This window comes from Nocardia sp. NPDC057663 (genome assembly GCF_042799895.1).
Classification (GTDB): Bacteria; Actinomycetota; Actinomycetes; order Mycobacteriales; family Mycobacteriaceae; genus Nocardia.
The window spans coordinates 1-19881 of the sequence record NZ_JBHVHX010000007.1 but is presented as its reverse complement, the minus strand read 5'-3'; the positions used below and the strand labels follow the sequence as shown (position 1 = coordinate 19881).

23 protein-coding genes are annotated in these 19881 nt (G+C 65.2%); 5 read left to right on the top strand and 18 right to left on the bottom strand.

Translation table 11 applies throughout. The features are described from left to right. Positions 1 to 3: 3 nt before the first annotated feature. The 3 genes from ACFVAV_RS17625 to ACFVAV_RS17615 form a co-directional block, all read right to left on the bottom strand. Positions 4 to 303, bottom strand: coding sequence for a WXG100 family type VII secretion target (locus ACFVAV_RS17625; RefSeq protein ID WP_379036240.1), 300 nt, complete (start codon positions 301 to 303; stop codon positions 4 to 6). Beyond that, positions 303 to 641 (bottom strand): WXG100 family type VII secretion target, encoded by a 339-nt coding sequence (locus tag ACFVAV_RS17620; protein ID WP_379035974.1) that lies wholly within the window; start codon positions 639 to 641, stop codon positions 303 to 305. Before ACFVAV_RS17620 ends, ACFVAV_RS17625 begins: the two co-directional genes overlap by 1 nt. 881 nt (positions 642 to 1522) lie before the next feature. Then, complete coding sequence (locus ACFVAV_RS17615) at positions 1523 to 1687, bottom strand: hypothetical protein (RefSeq protein WP_379036257.1); 165 nt, start codon at positions 1685 to 1687, stop codon at positions 1523 to 1525. Here ACFVAV_RS17615 and ACFVAV_RS17610 point away from each other — a divergent pair. After that, entirely contained in the window at positions 1623 to 1946 is a 324-nt protein-coding gene (locus ACFVAV_RS17610) for a tetratricopeptide repeat protein (RefSeq protein WP_379036239.1), read from the top strand. The genes ACFVAV_RS17615 and ACFVAV_RS17610 overlap by 65 nt on opposite strands. 475 nt (positions 1947 to 2421) lie before the next feature. On the opposite strand, the gene ACFVAV_RS17605 is transcribed toward ACFVAV_RS17610, so the two are convergent. The 6 genes from ACFVAV_RS17605 to ACFVAV_RS17580 are packed head-to-tail and all read right to left on the bottom strand — an operon-like array spanning position 2422 to position 9601. Beyond that, entirely contained in the window at positions 2422 to 4056 is a 1635-nt protein-coding gene (locus ACFVAV_RS17605) for an acyl-CoA synthetase (RefSeq protein ID WP_379035972.1), read from the bottom strand. Next, the gene (locus ACFVAV_RS17600) at positions 4053 to 4964 is read right to left on the bottom strand and encodes a patatin-like phospholipase family protein (RefSeq protein WP_379035971.1); all 912 of its coding nucleotides are present in this window, start codon (positions 4962 to 4964) and stop codon (positions 4053 to 4055) included. The genes ACFVAV_RS17605 and ACFVAV_RS17600 overlap by 4 nt, the downstream gene beginning before the upstream one ends. Further along, on the bottom strand, positions 4961 to 5827 hold the full coding sequence (locus ACFVAV_RS17595) for an SDR family NAD(P)-dependent oxidoreductase (protein ID WP_379035970.1): 867 nt from the start codon (positions 5825 to 5827) through the stop codon (positions 4961 to 4963). Before ACFVAV_RS17595 ends, ACFVAV_RS17600 begins: the two co-directional genes overlap by 4 nt. Next, positions 5824 to 7233, bottom strand: a complete 1410-nt coding sequence (locus ACFVAV_RS17590; protein ID WP_379035969.1) for an aldehyde dehydrogenase family protein — start codon at positions 7231 to 7233, stop codon at positions 5824 to 5826. The genes ACFVAV_RS17595 and ACFVAV_RS17590 overlap by 4 nt, the downstream gene beginning before the upstream one ends. Beyond that, on the bottom strand, positions 7230 to 8087 hold the full coding sequence (locus tag ACFVAV_RS17585) for an SDR family oxidoreductase (RefSeq protein ID WP_379035968.1): 858 nt from the start codon (positions 8085 to 8087) through the stop codon (positions 7230 to 7232). The genes ACFVAV_RS17590 and ACFVAV_RS17585 overlap by 4 nt, the downstream gene beginning before the upstream one ends. Positions 8088 to 8095: 8 nt before the next feature. Beyond that, entirely contained in the window at positions 8096 to 9601 is a 1506-nt protein-coding gene (locus ACFVAV_RS17580) for a flavin-containing monooxygenase (protein WP_379035967.1), read from the bottom strand. A 157-nt stretch (positions 9602 to 9758) separates the two neighbouring features. Here ACFVAV_RS17580 and ACFVAV_RS17575 point away from each other — a divergent pair, with 157 nt between their 5' ends. Continuing rightward, the gene (locus ACFVAV_RS17575) at positions 9759 to 10394 is read left to right on the top strand and encodes a TetR/AcrR family transcriptional regulator (protein ID WP_379035966.1); all 636 of its coding nucleotides are present in this window, start codon (positions 9759 to 9761) and stop codon (positions 10392 to 10394) included. Here ACFVAV_RS17575 and ACFVAV_RS17570 read toward each other — a convergent pair. Further along, positions 10391 to 11353, bottom strand: a complete 963-nt coding sequence (locus ACFVAV_RS17570) for an alpha/beta fold hydrolase (protein ID WP_379035965.1) — start codon at positions 11351 to 11353, stop codon at positions 10391 to 10393. The genes ACFVAV_RS17575 and ACFVAV_RS17570 overlap by 4 nt on opposite strands. Before the next feature lie 85 nt (positions 11354 to 11438). Between ACFVAV_RS17570 and ACFVAV_RS17565 the strand changes: the two genes are divergently transcribed. Beyond that, on the top strand, positions 11439 to 11837 hold the full coding sequence (locus ACFVAV_RS17565) for a hypothetical protein (protein ID WP_379035964.1): 399 nt from the start codon (positions 11439 to 11441) through the stop codon (positions 11835 to 11837). A 328-nt stretch (positions 11838 to 12165) separates the two neighbouring features. Here the strand turns inward: ACFVAV_RS17565 and ACFVAV_RS17560 are convergent, their stop codons facing one another. Then, positions 12166 to 13932 (bottom strand): GNAT family N-acetyltransferase, encoded by a 1767-nt coding sequence (locus tag ACFVAV_RS17560; protein ID WP_379035962.1) that lies wholly within the window; start codon positions 13930 to 13932, stop codon positions 12166 to 12168. Positions 13933 to 13991: 59 nt separating this feature from the next. Between ACFVAV_RS17560 and ACFVAV_RS17555 the strand changes: the two genes are divergently transcribed. After that, positions 13992 to 14771 carry an alpha/beta fold hydrolase gene (locus tag ACFVAV_RS17555; RefSeq protein WP_379035961.1) on the top strand — a complete coding sequence of 260 codons (780 nt, stop codon included), beginning with the start codon at positions 13992 to 13994 and terminating at the stop codon, positions 14769 to 14771. Between the two features lie 1084 nt (positions 14772 to 15855). Here ACFVAV_RS17555 and ACFVAV_RS17550 read toward each other — a convergent pair. Then, on the bottom strand, positions 15856 to 16128 hold the full coding sequence (locus ACFVAV_RS17550; protein WP_379035960.1) for a hypothetical protein: 273 nt from the start codon (positions 16126 to 16128) through the stop codon (positions 15856 to 15858). A 186-nt stretch (positions 16129 to 16314) separates the two neighbouring features. Beyond that, positions 16315 to 16509, bottom strand: coding sequence for a hypothetical protein (locus tag ACFVAV_RS17545; RefSeq protein ID WP_379035959.1), 195 nt, complete (start codon positions 16507 to 16509; stop codon positions 16315 to 16317). A gap of 169 nt (positions 16510 to 16678) precedes the next feature. On the opposite strand from ACFVAV_RS17545, the gene ACFVAV_RS17540 reads away from it, so the two are divergent. Then, complete coding sequence (locus ACFVAV_RS17540; protein WP_379035958.1) at positions 16679 to 16975, top strand: hypothetical protein; 297 nt, start codon at positions 16679 to 16681, stop codon at positions 16973 to 16975. Between the two features lie 73 nt (positions 16976 to 17048). Here ACFVAV_RS17540 and ACFVAV_RS17535 read toward each other — a convergent pair whose 3' ends face one another. From ACFVAV_RS17535 to ACFVAV_RS17515, 5 genes are all read right to left on the bottom strand, one after another. Further along, positions 17049 to 17234, bottom strand: a complete 186-nt coding sequence (locus ACFVAV_RS17535) for a DUF6011 domain-containing protein (protein WP_379035957.1) — start codon at positions 17232 to 17234, stop codon at positions 17049 to 17051. Between the two features lie 71 nt (positions 17235 to 17305). Next, positions 17306 to 17671 carry a hypothetical protein gene (locus ACFVAV_RS17530; protein ID WP_379035956.1) on the bottom strand — a complete coding sequence of 122 codons (366 nt, stop codon included), beginning with the start codon at positions 17669 to 17671 and terminating at the stop codon, positions 17306 to 17308. Between the two features lie 184 nt (positions 17672 to 17855). Next, positions 17856 to 18464: a hypothetical protein gene (locus tag ACFVAV_RS17525; RefSeq protein WP_379035955.1), complete on the bottom strand. Its 609-nt coding sequence runs from the start codon at positions 18462 to 18464 to the stop codon at positions 17856 to 17858. Between the two features lie 243 nt (positions 18465 to 18707). Next, positions 18708 to 19520, bottom strand: coding sequence for a pentapeptide repeat-containing protein (locus ACFVAV_RS17520; protein WP_379035954.1), 813 nt, complete (start codon positions 19518 to 19520; stop codon positions 18708 to 18710). A gap of 32 nt (positions 19521 to 19552) precedes the next feature. After that, a complete protein-coding gene (locus ACFVAV_RS17515; RefSeq protein WP_379035953.1) occupies positions 19553 to 19717 on the bottom strand; it encodes a hypothetical protein in 165 nt (54 codons plus the stop codon). Positions 19718 to 19881: the final 164 nt, after the last annotated feature.

Below are 19881 nucleotides of genomic sequence, written 5' to 3'. Positions count from 1 at the left end.
AAGTCAGCCACCGCTCATTCTCAAGTTGGCTTCCGCTGCCGCACTGTAGGCGTCGCGGGCTGTGACGGCGGCGTCGTACATCTGGGTGAGTCCTTCAATTACCGTGGCAGCCCCGGTAGCCCATTCTCGGTAAGCTTCCTCTTGGGCGTCGGCAGCGGCCCCCTGCCAGTTTTGCTGAATGGAGGACATTCGGTTGTTGATACCGTCGAGGCTTTCGGTGAGGAAGCCGATGAATCCATTGGCGCGACTGATGAGCTGGTCCAACTCATCGATGTCGAAGGTGAAGTCGCGGGAGTCGTCCATCACATGTTCAACTGTGGTAGGTCGAGCGAGCTCAAAGCATCGGAGTTCGAGATGTCTTGACTGACAACGGCTTTGCTCGCGATGCCCAGAAGTTCGCCCATCGTCGCGAGGGCGTTCAATACGTCTGCGGCACCCTTCTTGGTTTCAGTCCAGCCGTCCCCGAACGCCTCTGCCGCCGCACCGCTCCAATTGTCCAGGACAGTCGATACCTCGCGGTCAAGCGTGCCGAGTCCGTTGATCAGGGACTCCGCGACCTGCTGGATATAGACACCAGCATCGGTCACCTCACCCGGCACGATCGCGAAAACTGTTCCAGAAGTATCGTTTTCACCCGCCATGCTTCCCCCCGTTCTCACGCCATCGGAGTCAGCCTAGACACGGCAGCGTGGGGCTGCAACAGACGAGGTCTCTGCCCAAAGGAATCGAGCCCGGCCAGTTTGACCGGGCATTCCGGGCGATTCGCCCACTGACCGAGCACAAGGCGTTCACGCTACTGCCCGACGAATTGTAGGATTGCCGGTCGCGACGGGTTCGGATCCGACGCCGGTGCGGAAGTTGCCGAGGTGGCGGGCACTTGGGCAGGTCGCCCGGTCGATCGCCGAAGCCATCAACCGGGCCCGAGTGACTCAGACGTCCTGAACTCGCCCGAAGGTGGTCACAGTGTCGCCGGAGTCGCTGACCACGGTGACATAGGGCTGGATGCTGGCGGGACCGACGACCCCGGTCACCGTGCCGAGATGTGGACGATGCTGATCTTGCCGGTCGCGCCGCTGATCTTGCCCGAGGCCGCCTCGACCCCGCAGCAAATCCCCAGGTCACACGCGTTCTCATCTTGGATGTGCCCCGCCGTGGGCACATCCAAGATGAGAACGCGATAGGATCGGCACCGGCCAACCGAGATCGCTAGATCGTGTAATAATCTGCTATGACCAGGCGTTTTCCGGTTGCCCATGTTTTGTGTGTCCTGCCGAGGGCACAACCCTCCACCTGCATTTCCACAGATGGAGGGCTATTTTTGGCGTCGCAGGTTCGATCCGCGGCAATACGCTCACCTTCCGCACCACCGACGTACCGAACATCGAAGGACAGGACACCGTGACCCCGCGGCACACCGCGTCCATCGCCTGCACCACACGATCCGATCCGCCAATCGCATGGTCATGGTCGCCGCCCGCAGCGCCAACCGAGCTCCGGAATGCCGATACGCCCGACTCCGAAGTCACGGGGGCTGTGCCGCCGACACGGGATTCTCGACGAGGCCCACGGCTTTCACCGCCGAGCCGTCGAGCTTGTTCCGCTCGCTCGGCAATCGCAGCGACATGGCGGCCGCGCTGAACTGGCAGGGCGAGACCGTCCACGCCTGCGGCGATGCCGCACAGGCCATCCGCGATCACTCCCCCGCGCTCGAACTCGCGACGGAGACGGACAACGCGCCCGCGCTCGCCTCCGCCCATGGTGGGCTGGCGCGAGCCCATCACCTTCGCGGCCAGTTGGACCGGACTCGGAGGCAGGCCGCGCTCGCATTGAATCTGTTCGAGACACTCGTCCGTGAGGTGCAACCGTCGCCCGAGGGCACGCGGGGTCCGACGAGCTGTACACGCAGACCAGTGCCCACCACGACGACAAGGCATTGGCCACCCTAGCGATGGCAATTGGGCAGGTGAACTTCTTCGTCCCGGTGGCCGTCATCGGCAAGCCGATCCCCGGCGTATCGCCCGCAGCACAGTGGACACCTGTTGCGGGACAGTAAATCCCACGCCCGGCGTAAGCCGCGAGTTTGCGGCTCCTCGCTTACGCTGTCGGCCATGCTCGACCCCACGGCTGTCTCTCCCCAACCTCACTGCCCGAGGCCGCACGTGTCGATGTCCGCGATCAGATCGTTCGTCCACGAGCCCGAGAGCGGATCAGCCGTTTGATCTGGTCCCGACGTCAACGACGGCGCGGCGAAGAGCGGCGACCTTCTGTTCCTGCTCTCCTGACGCTCGCGTCCCGGTCGCTGCCGCCAGTAGCGAGCAGCGGTAGGGCCCAACACGTGGTCGTTGAGGAAGGCACGCTTATATACGATGTGGCTGCGCCGCAGTCGCTTCGCACACGTCCAGCGATCTTCGAGCAAGGAATTTACTCGATGTCGGCCAGACTACGACGGAGAACCTTACCTGTGGCGTTTCGGGGCAGCTCGTCGATGAAGATGACCTCGCGTGGCACCTTGTAGCGTGCCAGGTTCGCCTTGACGTACTCCTTGATTTCTTGTTCATCAGGAGTCGAGCCCGGCACCGCAACGACAAAGGCCCGCAACCGTTGCCCGAAGTCGGGGTCGAACACACCGATCACGCAGACGTCGTCGATGTCGTCTCGTTCGACGAGCAGGTTCTCCACCTCGAGCGGGTAAACGTTCTCGCCGCCGGAGACGATCATGTCGTCGTCGCGGCCGTCGATGTACAGCAGTCCTGTGTCGTCGAAGTGGCCCATGTCGCCGGTCGACATGTAGCCGTCGATGATCTGCTTGTGTCGGCCGTCGGTGTACCCCTCGAATGGTGCGCCGGTACGGACGAATACGCGGCCGGTCGTGTTCGCACCGGCGATCCGCCGATCGTTGTCGTCGAACAGCGCGATCTTGCTGGTGACCGGCGGACGCCCGACGGTGCCGGGTGCGGCACGCAATTCATGTGGTTGCGCGACGGATGCGACGGCGACCTCGGTGGAGCCGTACAGGTTGTAGAGAACGTCGCCGAAGACGTTCTGGAACGACGTGGCCAACTCGGGTGAGAGCGCTGATCCGGCAACCAGCACGGTCTTCAGCGACGACGTGTCGTAGCGGCCGATCACCTCGGGGCCAAGGGCCACGATGCGGCTGAGCATGGTCGGTACCGCAACGAGCATGTCCGCCTTGTGGTCGGCGATCAACTTCAACGTCGCTTCGGCGTCGAACCGGCGGCGTAGGACAATCTTGTTGGCGAGTGCGGTGCCGATGGCAAGCGAGCCGAAACCTGTGGTGTGGAAGATAGGCGAGACGATGACGATGGTTCCGTTGCGCGGGAACGGAATTCGGTCGACGATAAGCGCGCTGGCCAGCGGCGACACCTTCGTGCGCGGCGCGCCTTTTGGCAGGCCTGTCGTTCCGCTGGTGAGGATGACGAAGCCGCCGGGCTTCGACGGCGGAGTCACTTGACCCTTGGCATGGCCGGCCAGCAATTGTTCGACGGTTGTCGCCCCCGCTGGCGGATTGTCTACGTCGTCGGTCCAGGTCAGGTAGCGCGGAATGGAGTCCGGCAGCGCGCTCAACAGGTCAGTGAACTCACTGTCATGCAGGACGGCTCGCACGCGTTCACGGTCGGCGACCTGCGCGAATTGCGGCTTCGCGAAGCCGGTGTTCATGAGCGCGAGCCGTAGCCCGGCGCGACCAGATGCGCTGATCGCCAGTAGCAGTCCGCGATGGTCACGCGCTAGCACCCCGACGACGTCGCCCTCACCCAGCCCGGAAGCCAGGAGTGCGCGCGCGAGCGAGTTGGCCTGTCCGTCGAGTTCGCGGTAGGTCAACTCACCGCGCTCGTCGGCCACGGCCACCTGGTCTGGGTACTTCGCGGCAGCGCTCATCACCAGGGCGGCCTGTGGGCCGAATTTATCGTTGTTGCGCGCCATCTGCACCAGCCGATCCGGCCGCGTGAGGTCGATAACGCCACGGTGATGCAGTCGCGCAACAGCATTCATGCTCTCGAGGACGGTGCCGACTGTGTCGATCAGTGAGCCGATCATGGTGTACTCCAGTTAGATTGGTGCGCATCGATGCGCAAACCACAGTCAAGCGCGACCAGACGCCGCGCGGGTTCCATCGGATTCACGCGCATGTGGATGAGATCCTCGACCGTCGGATGCACCCGCAGTACGCGTTTGCCTGCCTGTGCCAGCGCCATGCACTGGCGGTCCAGAGCGCTGGTGAGGATCTGATGCACCGGCGCCAGCGCCAGTCCACCTGCACGCCACGGCAGTAACGGCCCTGTCATCGGCGCGATAACGACGACTTCGTCGACATCGGAATCGATAAGCGAGTCCGCGGACTCGCTCGATGCGACCGCACCGTCGACAAAGCGGTGCCCATCGATCACGGTGCGCGGAAACCAGCCGGGTACGCCCCAAGACGCGCGAAACGCCTGTTGCAGTGTCGCTTTCGGGCTGTCCGACCTGCCGAATGTGACCAGCCGCGCATCGTCGATGTCGTAGGCGACGATCCACGTTGCCGGATGTGCGACCCAACCGTCGACCGCGAGATCTGCGGCGAGCGCATCGATCTGCGGCCATGGGTGCTGACCCTCGGGGACAAGGGCAGCGACCGCACCGAGCGGGTTGCGGAGATTCGCGACCAACGCGTCCGCGGCGAGCGGCCACGGTCGACGCACATTCGGCAGACCCGGTGGCGGCTTACCGAGGAAGTCCCGCACACTCGACCGCGCTGACGAGCGACCACGGTGCGCGTCCACCATCTCGGCCACACCAACACCCGCGCCCAACATCGCCGCGATGGTCGACCCGGTCGAGGTGCCGACGATGACATCTGCGGTGCGCGGATCCCAACCGGTCGCGTCCTGCAGCGCCGCGAGAACGCCAACGTTCCACGCGCCGCCGACGGTTCCGCCCGCGCCGATGACGAGTCCGCGACGGATCACTGCTCCGGGCTCGTTCGGTGAACGTAGTTCTGCGCGAGATTTCCCAGCCACGGCGCGTACTGGTAAGTAAGCGCGTACAGCGAACCAAGCGGATTGTTGACCACACGCGGACGAGTCCGAATCGCGTCAACCATCACGTCGGTCACTTCGTCGAGGGTCAGACGGCGGAACTGCTGCATCTCAGCAGCGGCGGCCATATCTGTGTCGGCGAGCGGAATATGCACATCGGTGAATTTGATGTTGTCACGGTAGCTTTCGACCTCGGCGCAACGAAGCACCGCTTCCAGAGCTGCCTTCGACCCTATGTACGCCGAGAAACGAGGAAGGTTCGCGATCACTCCGATCGAGCTGCTGTGCACAATGTGGCCAGACCTGCGGGCCCGCATCGCGGGCAGGAACCGGAGGGTGAGTCCAACGCCGGCAAGGTAGTTGATCCGCATCGTGCGCTCGTAATCGTGCAGCCGGAACTCCGATGCCGCCACAGAGCGCATGATCGAACGGCCCGCGTTGTTCACCAGGATGTCGGGCGCACCGAACTTGTTGAGCACTATGTCAGCGACGTGGTTGATACCGTCGTCGGATGCCAGGTCGGCCGCGATCGCGTGCGCGATCCCGCCGCGTTGCTCGATCCCACGAACGATCTCGTTCAACTCGTCCTCGCGGCGGGCGACGAGCACGACCGTTGCCCCCGCCTGCGCGACTCGCTCGGCGAGGCTGCGGCCGATTCCGCGGGATGCACCCGTGATCACCACGACCTTGCCATCAACCTGCGATTGCAGGCTGGGTGCGAACGGATTCGGAATCCTGCGCACCGGAGTCAGCGCATTCATTGCCAGGCGAGTAGCCCCGAGAGCGATGTTCATCGGACGATCCTTCGAATTCCTGTCGCCGCGAGCACGCGAAGGCTACGCGTGAGCACATCGGCGACAGTGTCGTTGTAGGGAAACCACAGCACGTACTGCTGATAGGTCAGCGGTAACCGCGGCGCGGTAACCGTTTGCGGGCGGGTGTACTTCAAGACACCGGACTTACCGCCGAAGCGGCCGTCCATACCCGATTCCTTCCACCCGTGCATCGGTGCCGGGAAGTAGAAAAGGTTCGCGTGCGAGTCGTTGATGTTGACCGCGCCGGCTTCCAGCCGCGCCGCGATCCGCTCGCCTCGCCTGATGTCACTGGTCCACACGCTCGCTGAGAGCCCGAAGACGCTGTCGTTCGCCAGCCGAACCGCTTCGTCCTCGTCGGCCACCTTCATGACCGGAATCAGCGGACCGAAGGATTCCTCACTGACACATGCCATGGTGTGGTCGACGTCGACGAGTACCGCGGGTGAGATCCACCGGGCGGCTTCGTCGGCGTCGCCGCCTGTGGTGAGGCGAGCGCCGGCGGAGAGCGCCTCGTCGATGTGACGTTTGACCAACGCGAATTGGTCCTCGGTGACGAGCGGGCCGATCTCGATGTCGCGCCGCAGTTGCGCGACCCGATCGCTCAGCTTGGCGACGAACTCGTCGTAGATGGGTGCCTCGACATAAACGCGCTCGACCGAGGTGCACATCTGGCCCGCGTTGGACAGCGCACCCCAGGCGATGCCGCGGGCCGTGATCTCGAGGTCGGCGTCGGCGAGCACGATCGCCGGGTCCTTGCCACCGAGTTCGAGCCCGCACGGGATGAGTCGCTGCGCGCAGCGCTCGGCGATCCGCTTACCGGTCTCGGTGGAGCCGGTGAACTGCACGTAGTCGACCTCGTCGACAATCGCGGGTCCCCCGGACGCGATGGCGGTGAAGATCGGCGGGGCCCCGATCTCCGCCCAGCCCGCGACGGCCGCGAGCACGCTGTTCGGCGTATCCGAGGCAGGCTTGATGACCACCGCGGCACCGGCCAGCAGCGCCGGAACCGCGTCGCACAGCGACAGACCAAGCGGAAAGTTCCACGGCGTGATCACGCCGACCACCGGGTAGGGGCGATGGGTGACGCTCACCCGTTTGGGCGCGTTGAGCAGGTTGTGCGGTGCCGGATGCTCGACCTCGAGGAACTTCTCGGCGTTGCCCGTGTAGTACTTGATCACATCCACCGGGACGATGAACTCGATCGCCGCTTCCACGCGCGGCTTACCGACATCGGCAGCCAACGCATCGACGAGGCGCGCCTCGTTGTCGAGCAGCCATTGCGCGTACTTGCGCAGCCACTTCACCCGCCCGGCGACGCCGAGCGCCTCCCATTCGGGCTGCTTGTCGCGAAGTTCGGCGACGAGTTTCGGGATATCAGTACTCACTTCTCGGCTCCCTCTGCGCGTTCGAGGTAGGCCGCGCGCTTGGTCTGATCCGCGTCGCCGATGACGCTGTGCGCGCCAAGGATGTGTGAGACCTGATTACGCAGGCGTTCGGGCAACGGCGCGAGCATTCGCGCGGCGAGGCCGCTCGTGGTCGGCACCACGCGCTGGCCGGAGTACTTCTTCACCACCGAGTCGATGATGGCGTCGGCGATGTCGGTCGGTTCGACGAAAGCGATCTGCTTGGTCAGCCAGTTCGGGGCCAGACCAGCGATGAGTTCGGTGTTGACGAAGCTCGGGCAGATCGTCGTCACAGCGACACCCTGCGGCTCGAGTTCCTGGTAGATCGCGGAACCGAGGCCGACGACGGCGTGCTTGGTCGCGCAGTAGGTCGCCACGCCCGGCGAACCGATCAATCCGGCGACCGAGGCGATATTGACGATGTGGCCGCTGCCCTGGGCGACGAAGCGCTTACCCGCCAGCTTCGATCCGATGATCACGCCGCGAACGTTGATCGCGAACTGACGATCCGCGACCGCGAGCGGTTCGTCGAGGAAGCTACCGGTCGGCATGATGCCCGCGTTGTTGATGAGCACGTCGAGGCCGCCCAGATCCTGCTCGGCCGTGGCGATGAACTTCTCGAACGAGTCCGGGTCGGTGACATCGAGACCAAGCCCGGTCGCGTGGCCGCCGCTGGACTTCGACAGTTCGGCGGCGGTCTGCTCGACCAGGTTGACGTCGATGTCACCGAGGACCACCGTCGCGCCTTCGGCGAGGAAGGCTTCGGCGGTCGCCCGCCCGATACCGCGCGCGCCGCCGGTGATCGCGACCTTTCGGCCAGCGAGTTGGTTCGTCATGGTGGTCCTCACTTCGCGAGTTCGTAGTTGCTCAGGTTGAGTCGTCTTGTGCGCAGCCGGTATTCAGACATCAGGCCCTGCCAGTTGTTGGTGACCTTGCCGTCGTCGGACTTGTACCAACTGGTGCACCCACCGTTGGCCCACACCGAGCCCTTCAGTCGGCGCTGAGTCTCCGCGCTGTGGGCGTCGTAGACGTCCTGCTTGACATCGAGGTACTTCGCGCCCGAGGTGACCAGTTTGCGGATCGCGTCGGCGATGTAGCGGGCCTGGCATTCGACCATGTAGACGACCGAACCGCCCCCGAGGTTGGTGTTCGGGCCGTACATGAGGAAGAAGTTCGGGAACCCGGGCACACTCATCCCCAGGTACGCCTGCGGCGAGCCCTGCCAGACCTCGTTGAGCTCGCGCCCGTCGAGCCCGGTGACCTTCATCGGTGCGACGAAGCCATTGGCTTGGAAGCCTGTTGCGAAGACGATGGTGTCGAAATTCCGCTTGACGCCATCGTCGGTCACGACCCCGTTCGGGGTGATCTCGGTGATGGCGTCGGTGACGACCTCTGAGGTCGACTTCGTGACCGCCGGATAGTAATTGCTGCTCAGAACCGCGCGCTTGCAGAACATCTCATAGTTCGGCGTCAGCTTCTCGCGCAGCTCGGGGTCGCGCACCTGAAGTCGCAGCTGGGCCCGGGTCGCGAGCTGGAACGGCGCGTTCCACAGCTGGCGGGCGCGCTTGGGCATCGGCAGCGTGATCGACACGTTCCACCATTCGCCCATCAGCCAATACATCAACCGCTGCGCCTCGAGCGTCGCGGGAACAGCCCCTTGGAGGTCCTTGAGCCACTCGGGAATGGCGAAGTCCGGCTTGGGGATCAAGTACTCGGCGCTGCGCTGGAACACGGTCAGCTGTCGCGCTTGCTTGGCCAGCTGGGGTACGAGCTGCACCGCGCTTGCGGCATTTCCGACGACCGCGACCCGCTCGCCGGTGAAATCGTGGTCGTTGTCCCACAGTGCCGAGTGGAACATCGCACCCTCGAAACTGTCGAGACCCTCCACGTTCGGGAACCGCGGGACGGTCAGCTGACCGCTGGCGGCCACGACGATGTCGAATTCGTGTCGATCACCCTGAGTGGTCTCGAGCGTCCACTTGCCACGCTCGGCGTCGAAGACGGCACCGGCGATCTCGGTACCGAATCGCAGATGCTCGGTGAGGCCGTGCTTCGCGGCGCAATGCTCGAGGTATCGCTGGATCTCGATCTGCGGAGCGCACGCACGCGACCAGCGCGGATTCGGCTCGAACGAGTACGAGTACGCGAACGACGGCACATCGCTCGCCGCGCCTGGGTAGGTGTTGTGCCGCCACACCCCGCCGATGCCGTCGGCCCGCTCGAAAATCGTGAGGTTCTCGAATCCGGCCTGCTCGAGCTTGATCGCGGCACCGATCCCGCTGAACCCGGTACCGATGATCGCGACCGACGGAGAACGCTTGCCCATTCGCGACGCTGCGGATGTGTTCATACCTCGTAACCCACCTTCTTAACGACTACGGTGTTGTCACTATATTTATCGACAACGGTGTGATCAATACGCCGTGACCGGCATCACACCTTCGGATCGGCGACAGGTCACGCCGGGTTAGGCTGAATCCAGCGCCAAGACATGCGAGTGAGGAGCCATGACGCAACCAACGACGTCGAATCCGCCAGTTCCGTTGACCCGCAGGCGAAACGGGAAGACCGCGGCCGAGCGCCAATCCGAACGTCGCCAGCTGCTGATCGACACAACTTTCGAGATCATCGACAACGAGGGTGCGACTGCCGTGACCGTGCGGGAGTTGAGCCGACGCACCGGGTTGACCGCGCGCTACTTCTACGAAAGCTTCGCCGGACGCGATGAAATGCTGCGCGAACTGTTCGATGCCGTCGCCGACGACATGGTCGACCGGTGCGTCGCGGCCATCGCCGCCGCGAAATCCGATGGGGGCGATATCGCGGAAGCGCTGGCCCGCAGCTTCATCGACGGGTTGATCCAGGATCGGTCCAAGGCTCGGCTGTTCCTCTACGAACCTCTCGTGGAGACCGCGCTCAGCGGCGGTGTTCCCGCACGAGCGTCACGGATTGCGAGGATCATCCACAACGAGTTACCCGACACCCTGGATCGAACCGAACGCGCACTCGTCGCGCTCGACCTCGTCGGCACGCTGGCCACCGTATTGTCGTCATGGCTCACCGGCGCCGTCCGTGCAACGCGCGAGCAGATCATCGCTCACTGCGTGCGCCGTTTCCACGAGTCAGGAATCGGGACAGTCTAGAGCGCGGACTGTCCCCGGTTCTCGCAAGCCGCATTCGCGAGCGCGCGAATGTTGCAGGTGACTACATCCGAATGCGCGAGGGGCGCGGAGTGGCCGCCCTCGAGCTCGATAAGTTCTAGTGGATTCGGCAGTAGCTCGACGAGTCGGCGGGAGTGCACGATCGGGGTCAGCGGATCCCACTTCCCGCCGATCACCACAGTCGGAACAGTCAGGTTCGCGACATCGATATACCTACGTCCAAGCCGTAACGCCGTCTGAAGGTACTCGGCTCGCGCTAAGGCGGACGTCGAGACCAACATCTCGTGCATGAACACGATGTCGGCGTAGTTCGCGCCCGGGCCGACAATCGTCCCGGTGATCGCGGGGGTTGCCCGCAGCACGGGCGTCGGTATCGGGACGTGCATGAACCTGCCCAGCGTGCGAGCGAGTCGAACGCGGCCGTCGGCGAGTCGCGCCGGCATCGCAAACAGTCGAGTCTCTCGAACGAGGTCACCGACCGCGGTATTGATCAACACCGCGGCGGCGGCTCGCGTCTGCACACTTCCCGGATACCGCTCGGACCACGCTGCGACGGAGATGCCGCCCAGCGAGTATCCGGCGATGACGGCACGCTCACCGTCGCGCAGGGTCGCCGTCAACACTGCCTCGAGGTCATCGGCGAGTGTGCCGATCGAATACGCGCCGACGGGGGCGACCTCGCTGCGGCCATGCCCTCGCTGGTCATAGGCGATGACTCGAAACTCGTTCGACAGTGCCCCGATCTGCCGGACCCATACCCTCAGCGCCAAGGAAATTCCGTGGGACAACACGATCGGAAAGCCGTCCTCAGGCCCATAGACTTCCACATGCAGTCGCGTACCGTCCGCGCTGCGAACCTCGGCAATCCGGCCGACAGGCATCGCGAACCGTGGATCATTTGAGACGCCACGATTCAATAACCGCGAAACGAATCTAGGCACAGCAACAGCCTCCTACCTACAGCAGCGCTGCCGCAGATTCCCTAGGCTAACCGAAAAGACCACAATTGACTACAGTGTTGCCAATATGAGTGCCGGATCCACGGCTTTGCTGCGAGGTGTCACGTATGAATCGCCGAGGCACACCGCCGAGCCCAACCGCTCCGACGGACCCGACACCACCCACGCCGTCATCGGCATCCGCCAAACCACCCCCACCACCCTGCATCTCGACAACGGGCGCGCGGAATCCCTCGACATCATCGACGGTGACAACGACTACGCCACCGTCCCCCTCGCAGGCGCGCTGTTCCACGACCCGCACTCCCACCCTCATCACCCACACCCTGCTCGTATAGACACCATCAGTTCTCACATCAAGTTCTTTGATACAGCACCGAGAATGCTGCAATGCAGGAATTTCGGAGATCGCGGGAAACGTCGGGCGATATCGGTAGCCTGCGGAAATACTGCGCCAAGTTCATGACCTGTCACGGCAGCGCGATCTCAGCTTCGACATCCAGCTGGCCAGAGAAAATACCCAGGTAACCCACATTTCCAGCTTTCAATGTGCCCCGCCGTGGGCACATCGAAAGATGGGAACGGGGACCTATCCGTACCGGCGGTCCGTGGGCGTCAGATCCAATAGGACTCCGCGATGACCAGGTGTTTTCCGGTTGCCCATGTTTTGTGTGTCCTGCCGGGGGCGCCAACCTGCGACAAATCCTGGTGATCGGCCTGCCACGGCGGTTCAGTCACCACCGCACGTTGGACGAGGCGCCCTCTCGCGCCCCTGAGCGAGCGCCAGGAATCGGTCAGAGCGCCCGCTTCAGCCCGACGTGACTGTTGTCGTACCCGAGCCGCGCATAAAAGGCGTGAGCCCGCTCGCGGACCCGGTCTGTGGTGACCTGCGCGAGTGTCGCACCTCGGTGCCTGCCGTGGTCATGTGCCCACTCGAGCATCGCGGTTCCGATGCCGCGAGAGCGCTCCGAGGCAGCGACCCGGACTCCCTCGATCTGGAGGCGGGTGGCGCCGCCGCGGGACAGCCCCGGAATGATGGTGAGCTGCATAGTGCCGACGATCCGGTCGCCCTCGTCCCGGACCACGGCCAGATAGTGCGACGGGTCCCTGGTGACGGCATCGTATGCCTCCTCGTAGCGGGCAATTTCGAAACCTTCGCGGGTACGGCCGATCTCGTCGTCGGAGAGCAGCGCGACCAGTGTTGGCACGTCGGCACGCCCCGCCCGCTGCACACGATAGATCCGGTCGCCGAGTCGGAGCCGACCACCGACCGAAGCCCGTGCCCGTGACTGCAGTCGGGCGATCAGCGTGTCCAGCCAGGCGCCGACGTGCCGCCGGGCTTCGGGAGTGTCCGGATACCGGCAGCGCAGGTGCAGCCCCGCCTCGTCGAAGATGAACCAGAGCATCACGCCGTCGGTCCGAATCGTCGCGCCGACGTACTGCGCCTCCAATCCGGTCGCGTCGACTCGCACCGGCAGCCGACGCAGGTCCAGCCACGAAATCGCGAACATCCCCGGCGCCTCGGGCATCCCGCCCCACGGACGCAGGATGTCCTCCAGTGGCCAGGACCCCATCCGGACGGCCTCCTTCACCGCCGCCGCGCTGGCACGGGGATCGGAGTCGGCCGACTCGAGCACCGAGTTGGTGATGAACCACCCCACCGAGTCGTGCCAGGTGGTGTCGTACCGACTGTGCACCGGAAACACGGCCCGCAGTGCGGTGCCGGCCAACTCGTAGGTCACCTCGGTCATCGCCCCCACCACCAGCGCCAAGGTCGAGACGCCGTCGTCGTGGGCCTGCGCCGAGAACGCGGCGCTGTCGTCGACGTCGAGGACATCGCGCACCTCCACGCGCTCCTCCTGCAACGTCGCCTCACCCAGCGGCAGCGGGAACCGTGGCATCACATCGCCGCTGCCCGCCAGCACCTCTGCCCAGCGGCGGTGCACCTCGTCGGGTGCCGGCGGGCGGTCCCGCAGCGCGCGGGTGTGCTCCGCGAAGGCGGGTGCGGGCGGCAACGACGGTGCACGACCGTTCTGCACCGCGGCCAGCGCGGTGAGCAGGTCGCGCGCGATCACCAGCATCGACCACATGTCGACGTGCGCGTGGTCGGCGGCGACCACCACGGTCGGCCCTACCGCGGTCTCGAGCACGCAGAGCCGGTACGACGGACGACCGTACGGTGAACAAGCACGGTCGAGCACGGCGCGGAGCGCATCGTTGACCGCCTGCCCCGGAGCGATCACATGCTCGACCCAGCCACCGGGGAGGATATCGACCTCGTGCAGCCGAGGCTCGCCGTCCTCGCCCGGCACGAAAACCGACCGCAGCGTGCCGTGCCGCTCGATCACCGCCAGCCAGGCGGTCGCGAGCTCGTCGGGCGGTACCGGCGCGGAGAGCCTGAAGGACAACGCCATCCAGGATCCCGCTCGGTCGCCGGCGCCGACGTGGCGTCGTTGGTCGAAGGACACGGGAAGTGACCGGCCCACGCGACCCGCAGTGACGTCGAAGCCCAGCAGGCGGCCGAACGGCAGGCGCAAGTGCGCGACGTTGGTCAGCCGCATGACGGTATCCTAGGCTTCTTCCCGAGCGATCGCCGTCTCACCTGCACCCTGGAGCCGCCGTGCCGACCTTCCGTGTTCCCGGCGCCGACCTCGACGTGGAACTGAGCGACGAGGGCGGCCACCCAGTCGTCCAACTCCACGGCCTCACCTCCAGCCGCCACCGCGACCGTCTGATGGACCTCGATCTCGGCCGCGGACTCAGCGGAACCCGACTGCTGCGGTACGACGCGCGCGGCCACGGCCACTCGACGGGTCGTACCGTCCCCGAGGACTATCGGTGGCCGGTTCTGGCCGATGACCTGCTGAACCTGCTCGACCACTGGTTCCCCGGTGAACAGGTGCACGGTGTCGGTCCTTCGATGGGCACCGGGACACTGCTGCATGCCGCTGTCCGCGATCCTGGCCGATTCGCCGGCCTCACCCTGCTGGTACCCGCGACCGCCTGGCGCACCCGCGCCGCGAAGGCCGACATCTACCGGAAGAATGCCCGCTTGATCGAGGAGCAGGGACTCGACGCCTTCCTCGGTGCCGATCTCACCGTGGCTCGCCCGCCGGCCACCGTCGGAACGCCGGAAACCGTGCCGGATGTCGCCGAGCACCTACTGCCCTCACTGTTCCGCGGGGCAGCGATGAGCGACCTGCCCGCCCCCGAGGCGATCGCCGCGATCGAGGTGCCGACCACGGTGTTGGCCTGGATCGACGACCCCGCCCATCCGGTGTCGACCGCCGAGGCGCTGGTGGACCTGCTGCCGGCGGCCACACTGGAGGTGGCGCACACACCGGCCGATCTCGCACGCTGGCCGAGCATCCTGTGCGAGGACGTAGCACGACACGGGTAGGCACGACGCCCTAGCGATTCGTTCTGGGGCCGACCGCCCGATCCGATCGCCCGTGCCCCACAGCTCGCCATCGGCCGGTCCGACTGGGGTCCGAGCGCCCAAATGTACGCTCTGGCTACACGGAACTGATCGAATCGGTCCCAGGACGGGTGCATAACAGCCGAGCGCCAGCCGGATCTTGTGTGGCGCAGCCAGGCCGCACGCCCTGCGCCCGCCGGTGATGCCACCACTGGCGTCGTGAACAACGTTGCGGCACAGAACTATTCGTTGCCATGCGCTTGTGGTCGACTCCGCCGGTGGCGGATCACCGGAACGTCAGCAACACATATCGACCAATCGAACCTCCATTCAGTAGTCATGGTGACGTGATCCCTGCTTAGTCGAGCTGCTTCGGACTGCATAAGGTGTGCGGGCCGTGTGGGTGTGTGCGCTTCGCCGACAAATGCGACGAATTCATGGTGCGGGCCGGCTACCCGGACCACCGCCGCAGATCTGCTCTGCACCGCGAATGATGCTTCTGGGCAGACGTTTTCAACCGAAGCCGGTAGCGTGTGCGCTGCGCGGACGTCGAGCCACCGGCCGTAGCCGGAGCGGCGCGAAACCAGACATGGCGCGGTGCAGTGCGAAGGCGAGGGGTTCGATGCTCGATCCACGGGTTGGCGCGGTCGTCATCCGTCGGAAGCAGGACCAGGTCCCGGAGGACAAGACACTGGAGATCACCGAATACGAACCGCGACCGGAGCGGGTCCGGGCTCGGTTCGGCGGGTCCAAGGACTACCCGTTCGGGTGGGAGCGCCACCGCACGTCCGTGCGGACGTCCGAGCAATTTTAGGCGCATCCGTCGGAGCGTCAAACCCGATATGCACCAACGATGACCAGCCGTTTCCCAGTTGCCCATGTTTTGCGTGCCCCGCCGAGGGCACCAACCTGCGACACCAGTTTGGGATGCACTCCACCCGAGCCGGAACTCACCCCCGCTTGAAGGCAAAGAACCCGATCCGCAGTAGTTGACGATGCCGGTCAAGAACTCATCCCCGCTCGCGCGCACCGGCGGCTAGAGCCCGCCACGGCGGCCTCGCTGGGCTCATTCCTGCGCGCGCGGGGAGCACTGTGGCGGCGCACGCACGCGCACACCTGACCGGGGCTCATCACCGCTCGTGTGGGGACGACACCTGTTGACCAGCACAGTTGCCGCGCGCTGCGCGGTATCGCGGTGGAGGGCAAGGGATTGGCGCCGATCGAGCGCGCCCAGCTCACCGCAGTGCTCGACGACATCGAACTCGGCCGGATTCACCGCGAGGACCGGATGCCCGAGATGATGTTCGCCGACGAGCGCACCAAGTCCGACCTCGACCACAAGCGCCTCATCGGCGCCGCGTCGAGGATGGCCGAGACGTTCACCGAGAAGATTGCCGAGCACATCAGTGCCATCGCCGCCACCGGCACTGTCACCGAGCAGCAGGCCTGGGCCGTGCGGGCCGGGATCGCCGAGCTGGGCGAGACGATCCAGAAGGTGGCTCTCGGCGCCACCGAGGGCGTGGAGCTAGCCCGCCGCAAGTTCGTTCAGCAGCGCGACGTCCTCAGCACCGGGCTGTCTGTCGCGGGCGCCGACGTCGACCAGCAACGCAGGATCCGTACGCAGATCGACACCTTCGGAGGACAGGCCGGAGAGCTCGGTCGGGCAGCGCACCAGCACAGCACGGCGTGGGAGAACCGCACCGCCGCGATCGTCACCCAACGCGACGATCGCCTCGCCCAGCGCCAGGCAACGGCCTCAGCCCGAGATGGTCGCACCCGCGCACCGGCAAGTCGGTTCGTAGCGACCAGTCCAAGACCAGTTCACCCGCCCCAGCCCCGATGCGGGCACCGACCGGTCGCCGCCACATCCACACCCCCGAGGTCGAGCGATGACCGAGCTGACCGACCTCTACGTCATCGCCCGCCTCGACGCCGGCGACACCGCCGCCGACCTCTACAGCTGCGAGGTCTACTACGACCACGGCACCGGCACCTGCCACGGCCGCACGGTCGAATCGTGGTGGGAATCGGTGCGGCTGGACCCCGAGGTCGCCGCCCTCGAGGCGCTCGACCAGGCACTGTCCGTAGCCGGGTACGCCCGGGTCGGCCAGTGGCGCAAACGCGCGACCGACTCCGGGGCCGTGCGGTACTTCGCCGACGCGACCACCTGTGTAGAGGAGCTGTGACCGGCACACGGTAGCAACGCACCAAAGACTGGGCCCTCACCCGACCGATTCGGGTGAGGGCCCAGCTATGTTCTCAGGCCGCGAGGTCGAACAGCGTCAGCTCGGCCGCGGCCGCGGCGGCCCGTTCGGCACGCTCACGCATCGCGCAGGTCGGGCCGATGCCCTCGGCGATCGACTTCGTCGACAGCAGCCAGCCGTGGCAGCGGCGGCAATGGGCCACCAACCTGACTTCCGCACGGTCACCAGAGTTTCCGGCCATGCGACTTCACCTCCGAGACAGAGCATGCAATGCCCCGAAGTGTCACATCGAGCACCGACAAGAACTCTCGGTCAGCTGGTGGCCGGCGCGACGGAGGCGAGTCGAGCACACCACTGCGCCGGCGTTTCCGGGTCGAGCAACTGCTGCGCCACCGCCCGGTCGACATCGAGCGGCTGCGCGGTGACCACGATCTCGCGATGGTTCGGATCATCACGGGGCTCGAAGAACCAGTGCGCGACGTCGACGACCTTGACCGACAGCTGCTGTCCCGCGACGTCGAAGTTGAGCCGCTCACCGAGTCGCGGGGCCGTCGGACCCTGCACCGTGACGGTGACTACGTGGTCTGCGGTGTCGGAGACCACCGCGGCCAGGGTGTAGCCGACGGGCCCGTCCAGCTTCGGGATTGCACTCACGATGGCAGGTTCGTTGATGCTCACCGCGCCATCCTCGCGTCTACGGCGCTTCTTCGGACGAAATCCGTATTCGGGGCCCCAGCCTCACCGCCCCCGAGTTATGCGGTGGTGGTAGGTCCGCCGCTACAGCAACCACGGCGTTGTTTTCCGCGCCGCTTCTACCGGAGCCCCCGGGAGGCCTGATCCCCGACTCCAGTAGTCGTGCTGTTCATCGGTAGACATATTTGCCCAGCACCCTTTGCAATTCGATCAGGTCCGGATTCGAGAACAGCCATTGCCGCTCGTTCGGCGCGAACCGCACCACTATCGGGCACCCACGGTAAGCGTCCCCGAGAATCACCTCGGTGCCCAGCAGCTTTGCCGACTTCGCCTCGTAGACCTTGGCAACGTATCGCCCACGGAACAGCGGTAACCGCTTATCCCCGACGAATTCGCAGGCCTGGATCAGCTCACCGCCGTCCTGGCTGGTTCCCAGACATACGACAAGCTGATATCTGAGCGGGTCCGACTGGTTCATCCACTCGGGAGGTTGCAGCGGCGTATTCCAAATCGCGCCGTACTCGTTGTCGAATACCGCGACCGGATGCGGTGCGGGACCGGCGTAAGCGTCCGCCGCCGGATAGAAGCCTGGTTGTGGGAAGCACGGTTGGTTCATGCTCCCGATGCCGCGCGGCTGTGCACTGACGGCCGTCGGGATCCCGGGCGCGCTGGTCGCGACACCCGTGGTTCCTCGAGACTCTCCACAGCCGACGAGTGCCATCACCACCGATGCCGCTACCGCCCATCGGAGGACGAATCGACCCTTCTTCGCTGTCACGCGCATTCTTGTGCCTTCTTGCTGCCGCGCCGAGGTATTCCAAGTGGCAGGTTAGCCCCCGGGCGGTCGGCTGCGGCGCTCGGCTGAAACAGCCCCCCGGTTACCCCGACCCACCGTCGGGTGGCACAGCCCCAACCACGCCACCCGACGGCACGAGAACACCGCCACCGGCAGGCGCCGTGGACGACCGAGCCACACTGGCGGTGATGTTGTTGAGATCCTGTGCCCCGGCACGAAGTGACCTCAGGCGCCCGGGCAGATCGGTGGATGTAGTGGGACAAAGGCTTCAGGCCAGATGGTTGTGCCGTCGTAGCAGACCAGGGCTAGGTTTGCGCCTGCGAGAGTTGCTCCCCTGAGACTTGCTCCCGTGAGGTTCGCCCCGCCGAGATTCGCGCCGGTGAAGTTCGTTTCATCGAGGCTCGCGCCGGTGAGATTCGCGCTGCTGAAGCGCGCGCCGGTGAGATTCGCGAAGGTGAAGTTCGCCCCGGTGAGGTCTGCGAAATTCAGGGATGCGCCGCTGAGGTCTGCAGTGCCCAGCGTCGCACTGCTGAGGTGTGCTCCATCCAGGACCGCAGCCGCAAGATTGATGCCGTTCAAGTTCGCGTCGGTCAGATCGGTGTTGAACAACGACAGGCCGGCGAAGTTGGCGCGGTACAAGTTCGCGTGTGCGAGGCACGTGTCGGAGAGGTTTACCAGGCGAGGGCCGTCGTTCTCGACGTTTCGGCGTCCAACCACGGTTAGGGCAGCCTGGACATCCTGTGGGAGGGACACCGTAGGAGTCGGCTGACGGCAGGGCGATTCAGCGTGACTGCGTATGAAGGCAGTCAGAAGCTCGATAATGACTGGATGATCCGCCGGGGAGTCTTGGGCGAGACGTTCCAGGGAGTAGATGCCACCGAGGCGGACGTCAGGCTTGTCCGAGCCGAGCTGCTCGACAGCCTTGGTAAATCTGTCGGTGACCTGGCCTCGTTCAGACAGACTGTATTGCTGCTCAGTAGCGCGTAAGGACTGCCCGGTGAACCACAGCGCCGCAATAGCTGTCCCCGCTGTAGCCAATGCCGCTACTCTCGGCCAGCCGCCCCATCCGATCAGGCCGAGCAGCGAGCGGCGTACCCCGCCCAGCCCACGCCGACGACCCTGCGGTCGCGCCGCGGGCCGTTGCAGTCGAACACCCGGCTGCCGTCTTCGCGAAGCTCCGTGAGTTCCAGCGACTGCCGTAGTGCGCCTGCGCCGGGCGGGGGCATGGCGTTCATACCGTTGATCATCCAACCCGCCGACGGAAGTAGTTCACCGATGGATCGACTACGTCTGTCACAAAATAAGAACAGCGGTTGAGCGCCAGCACCCCATGTTGAGAAACGATGCTGCGCTCAAGCAGTCAGTGCGTCACCACAGTTCAGATGCTCAGCGTAGACCT

Excerpts from the sequence above, each read along its gene's own strand:
- ACFVAV_RS17625 (WP_379036240.1), bottom strand. The coding sequence starts at position 303 with ATGGACGACTCCCGCGACTTCACCTTCGACATCGATGAGTTGGACCAG.
- ACFVAV_RS17620 (WP_379035974.1), bottom strand. The coding sequence starts at position 641 with ATGGCGGGTGAAAACGATACTTCTGGAACAGTTTTCGCGATCGTGCCG.
- ACFVAV_RS17610 (WP_379036239.1), top strand. The coding sequence starts at position 1,623 with ATGGCGGCCGCGCTGAACTGGCAGGGCGAGACCGTCCACGCCTGCGGC.
- ACFVAV_RS17615 (WP_379036257.1), bottom strand. The coding sequence starts at position 1,687 with ATGGCCTGTGCGGCATCGCCGCAGGCGTGGACGGTCTCGCCCTGCCAG.
- ACFVAV_RS17605 (WP_379035972.1), bottom strand. The coding sequence starts at position 4,056 with ATGATCGGCTCACTGATCGACACAGTCGGCACCGTCCTCGAGAGCATG.
- ACFVAV_RS17595 (WP_379035970.1), bottom strand. The coding sequence starts at position 5,827 with ATGAACATCGCTCTCGGGGCTACTCGCCTGGCAATGAATGCGCTGACT.
- ACFVAV_RS17585 (WP_379035968.1), bottom strand. The coding sequence starts at position 8,087 with ATGACGAACCAACTCGCTGGCCGAAAGGTCGCGATCACCGGCGGCGCG.
- ACFVAV_RS17580 (WP_379035967.1), bottom strand. The coding sequence starts at position 9,601 with ATGAACACATCCGCAGCGTCGCGAATGGGCAAGCGTTCTCCGTCGGTC.
- ACFVAV_RS17575 (WP_379035966.1), top strand. The coding sequence starts at position 9,759 with ATGACGCAACCAACGACGTCGAATCCGCCAGTTCCGTTGACCCGCAGG.
- ACFVAV_RS17565 (WP_379035964.1), top strand. The coding sequence starts at position 11,439 with ATGAGTGCCGGATCCACGGCTTTGCTGCGAGGTGTCACGTATGAATCG.
- ACFVAV_RS17560 (WP_379035962.1), bottom strand. The coding sequence starts at position 13,932 with ATGCGGCTGACCAACGTCGCGCACTTGCGCCTGCCGTTCGGCCGCCTG.
- ACFVAV_RS17540 (WP_379035958.1), top strand. The coding sequence starts at position 16,679 with ATGACCGAGCTGACCGACCTCTACGTCATCGCCCGCCTCGACGCCGGC.
- ACFVAV_RS17535 (WP_379035957.1), bottom strand. The coding sequence starts at position 17,234 with ATGGCCGGAAACTCTGGTGACCGTGCGGAAGTCAGGTTGGTGGCCCAT.
- ACFVAV_RS17515 (WP_379035953.1), bottom strand. The coding sequence starts at position 19,717 with ATGAACGCCATGCCCCCGCCCGGCGCAGGCGCACTACGGCAGTCGCTG.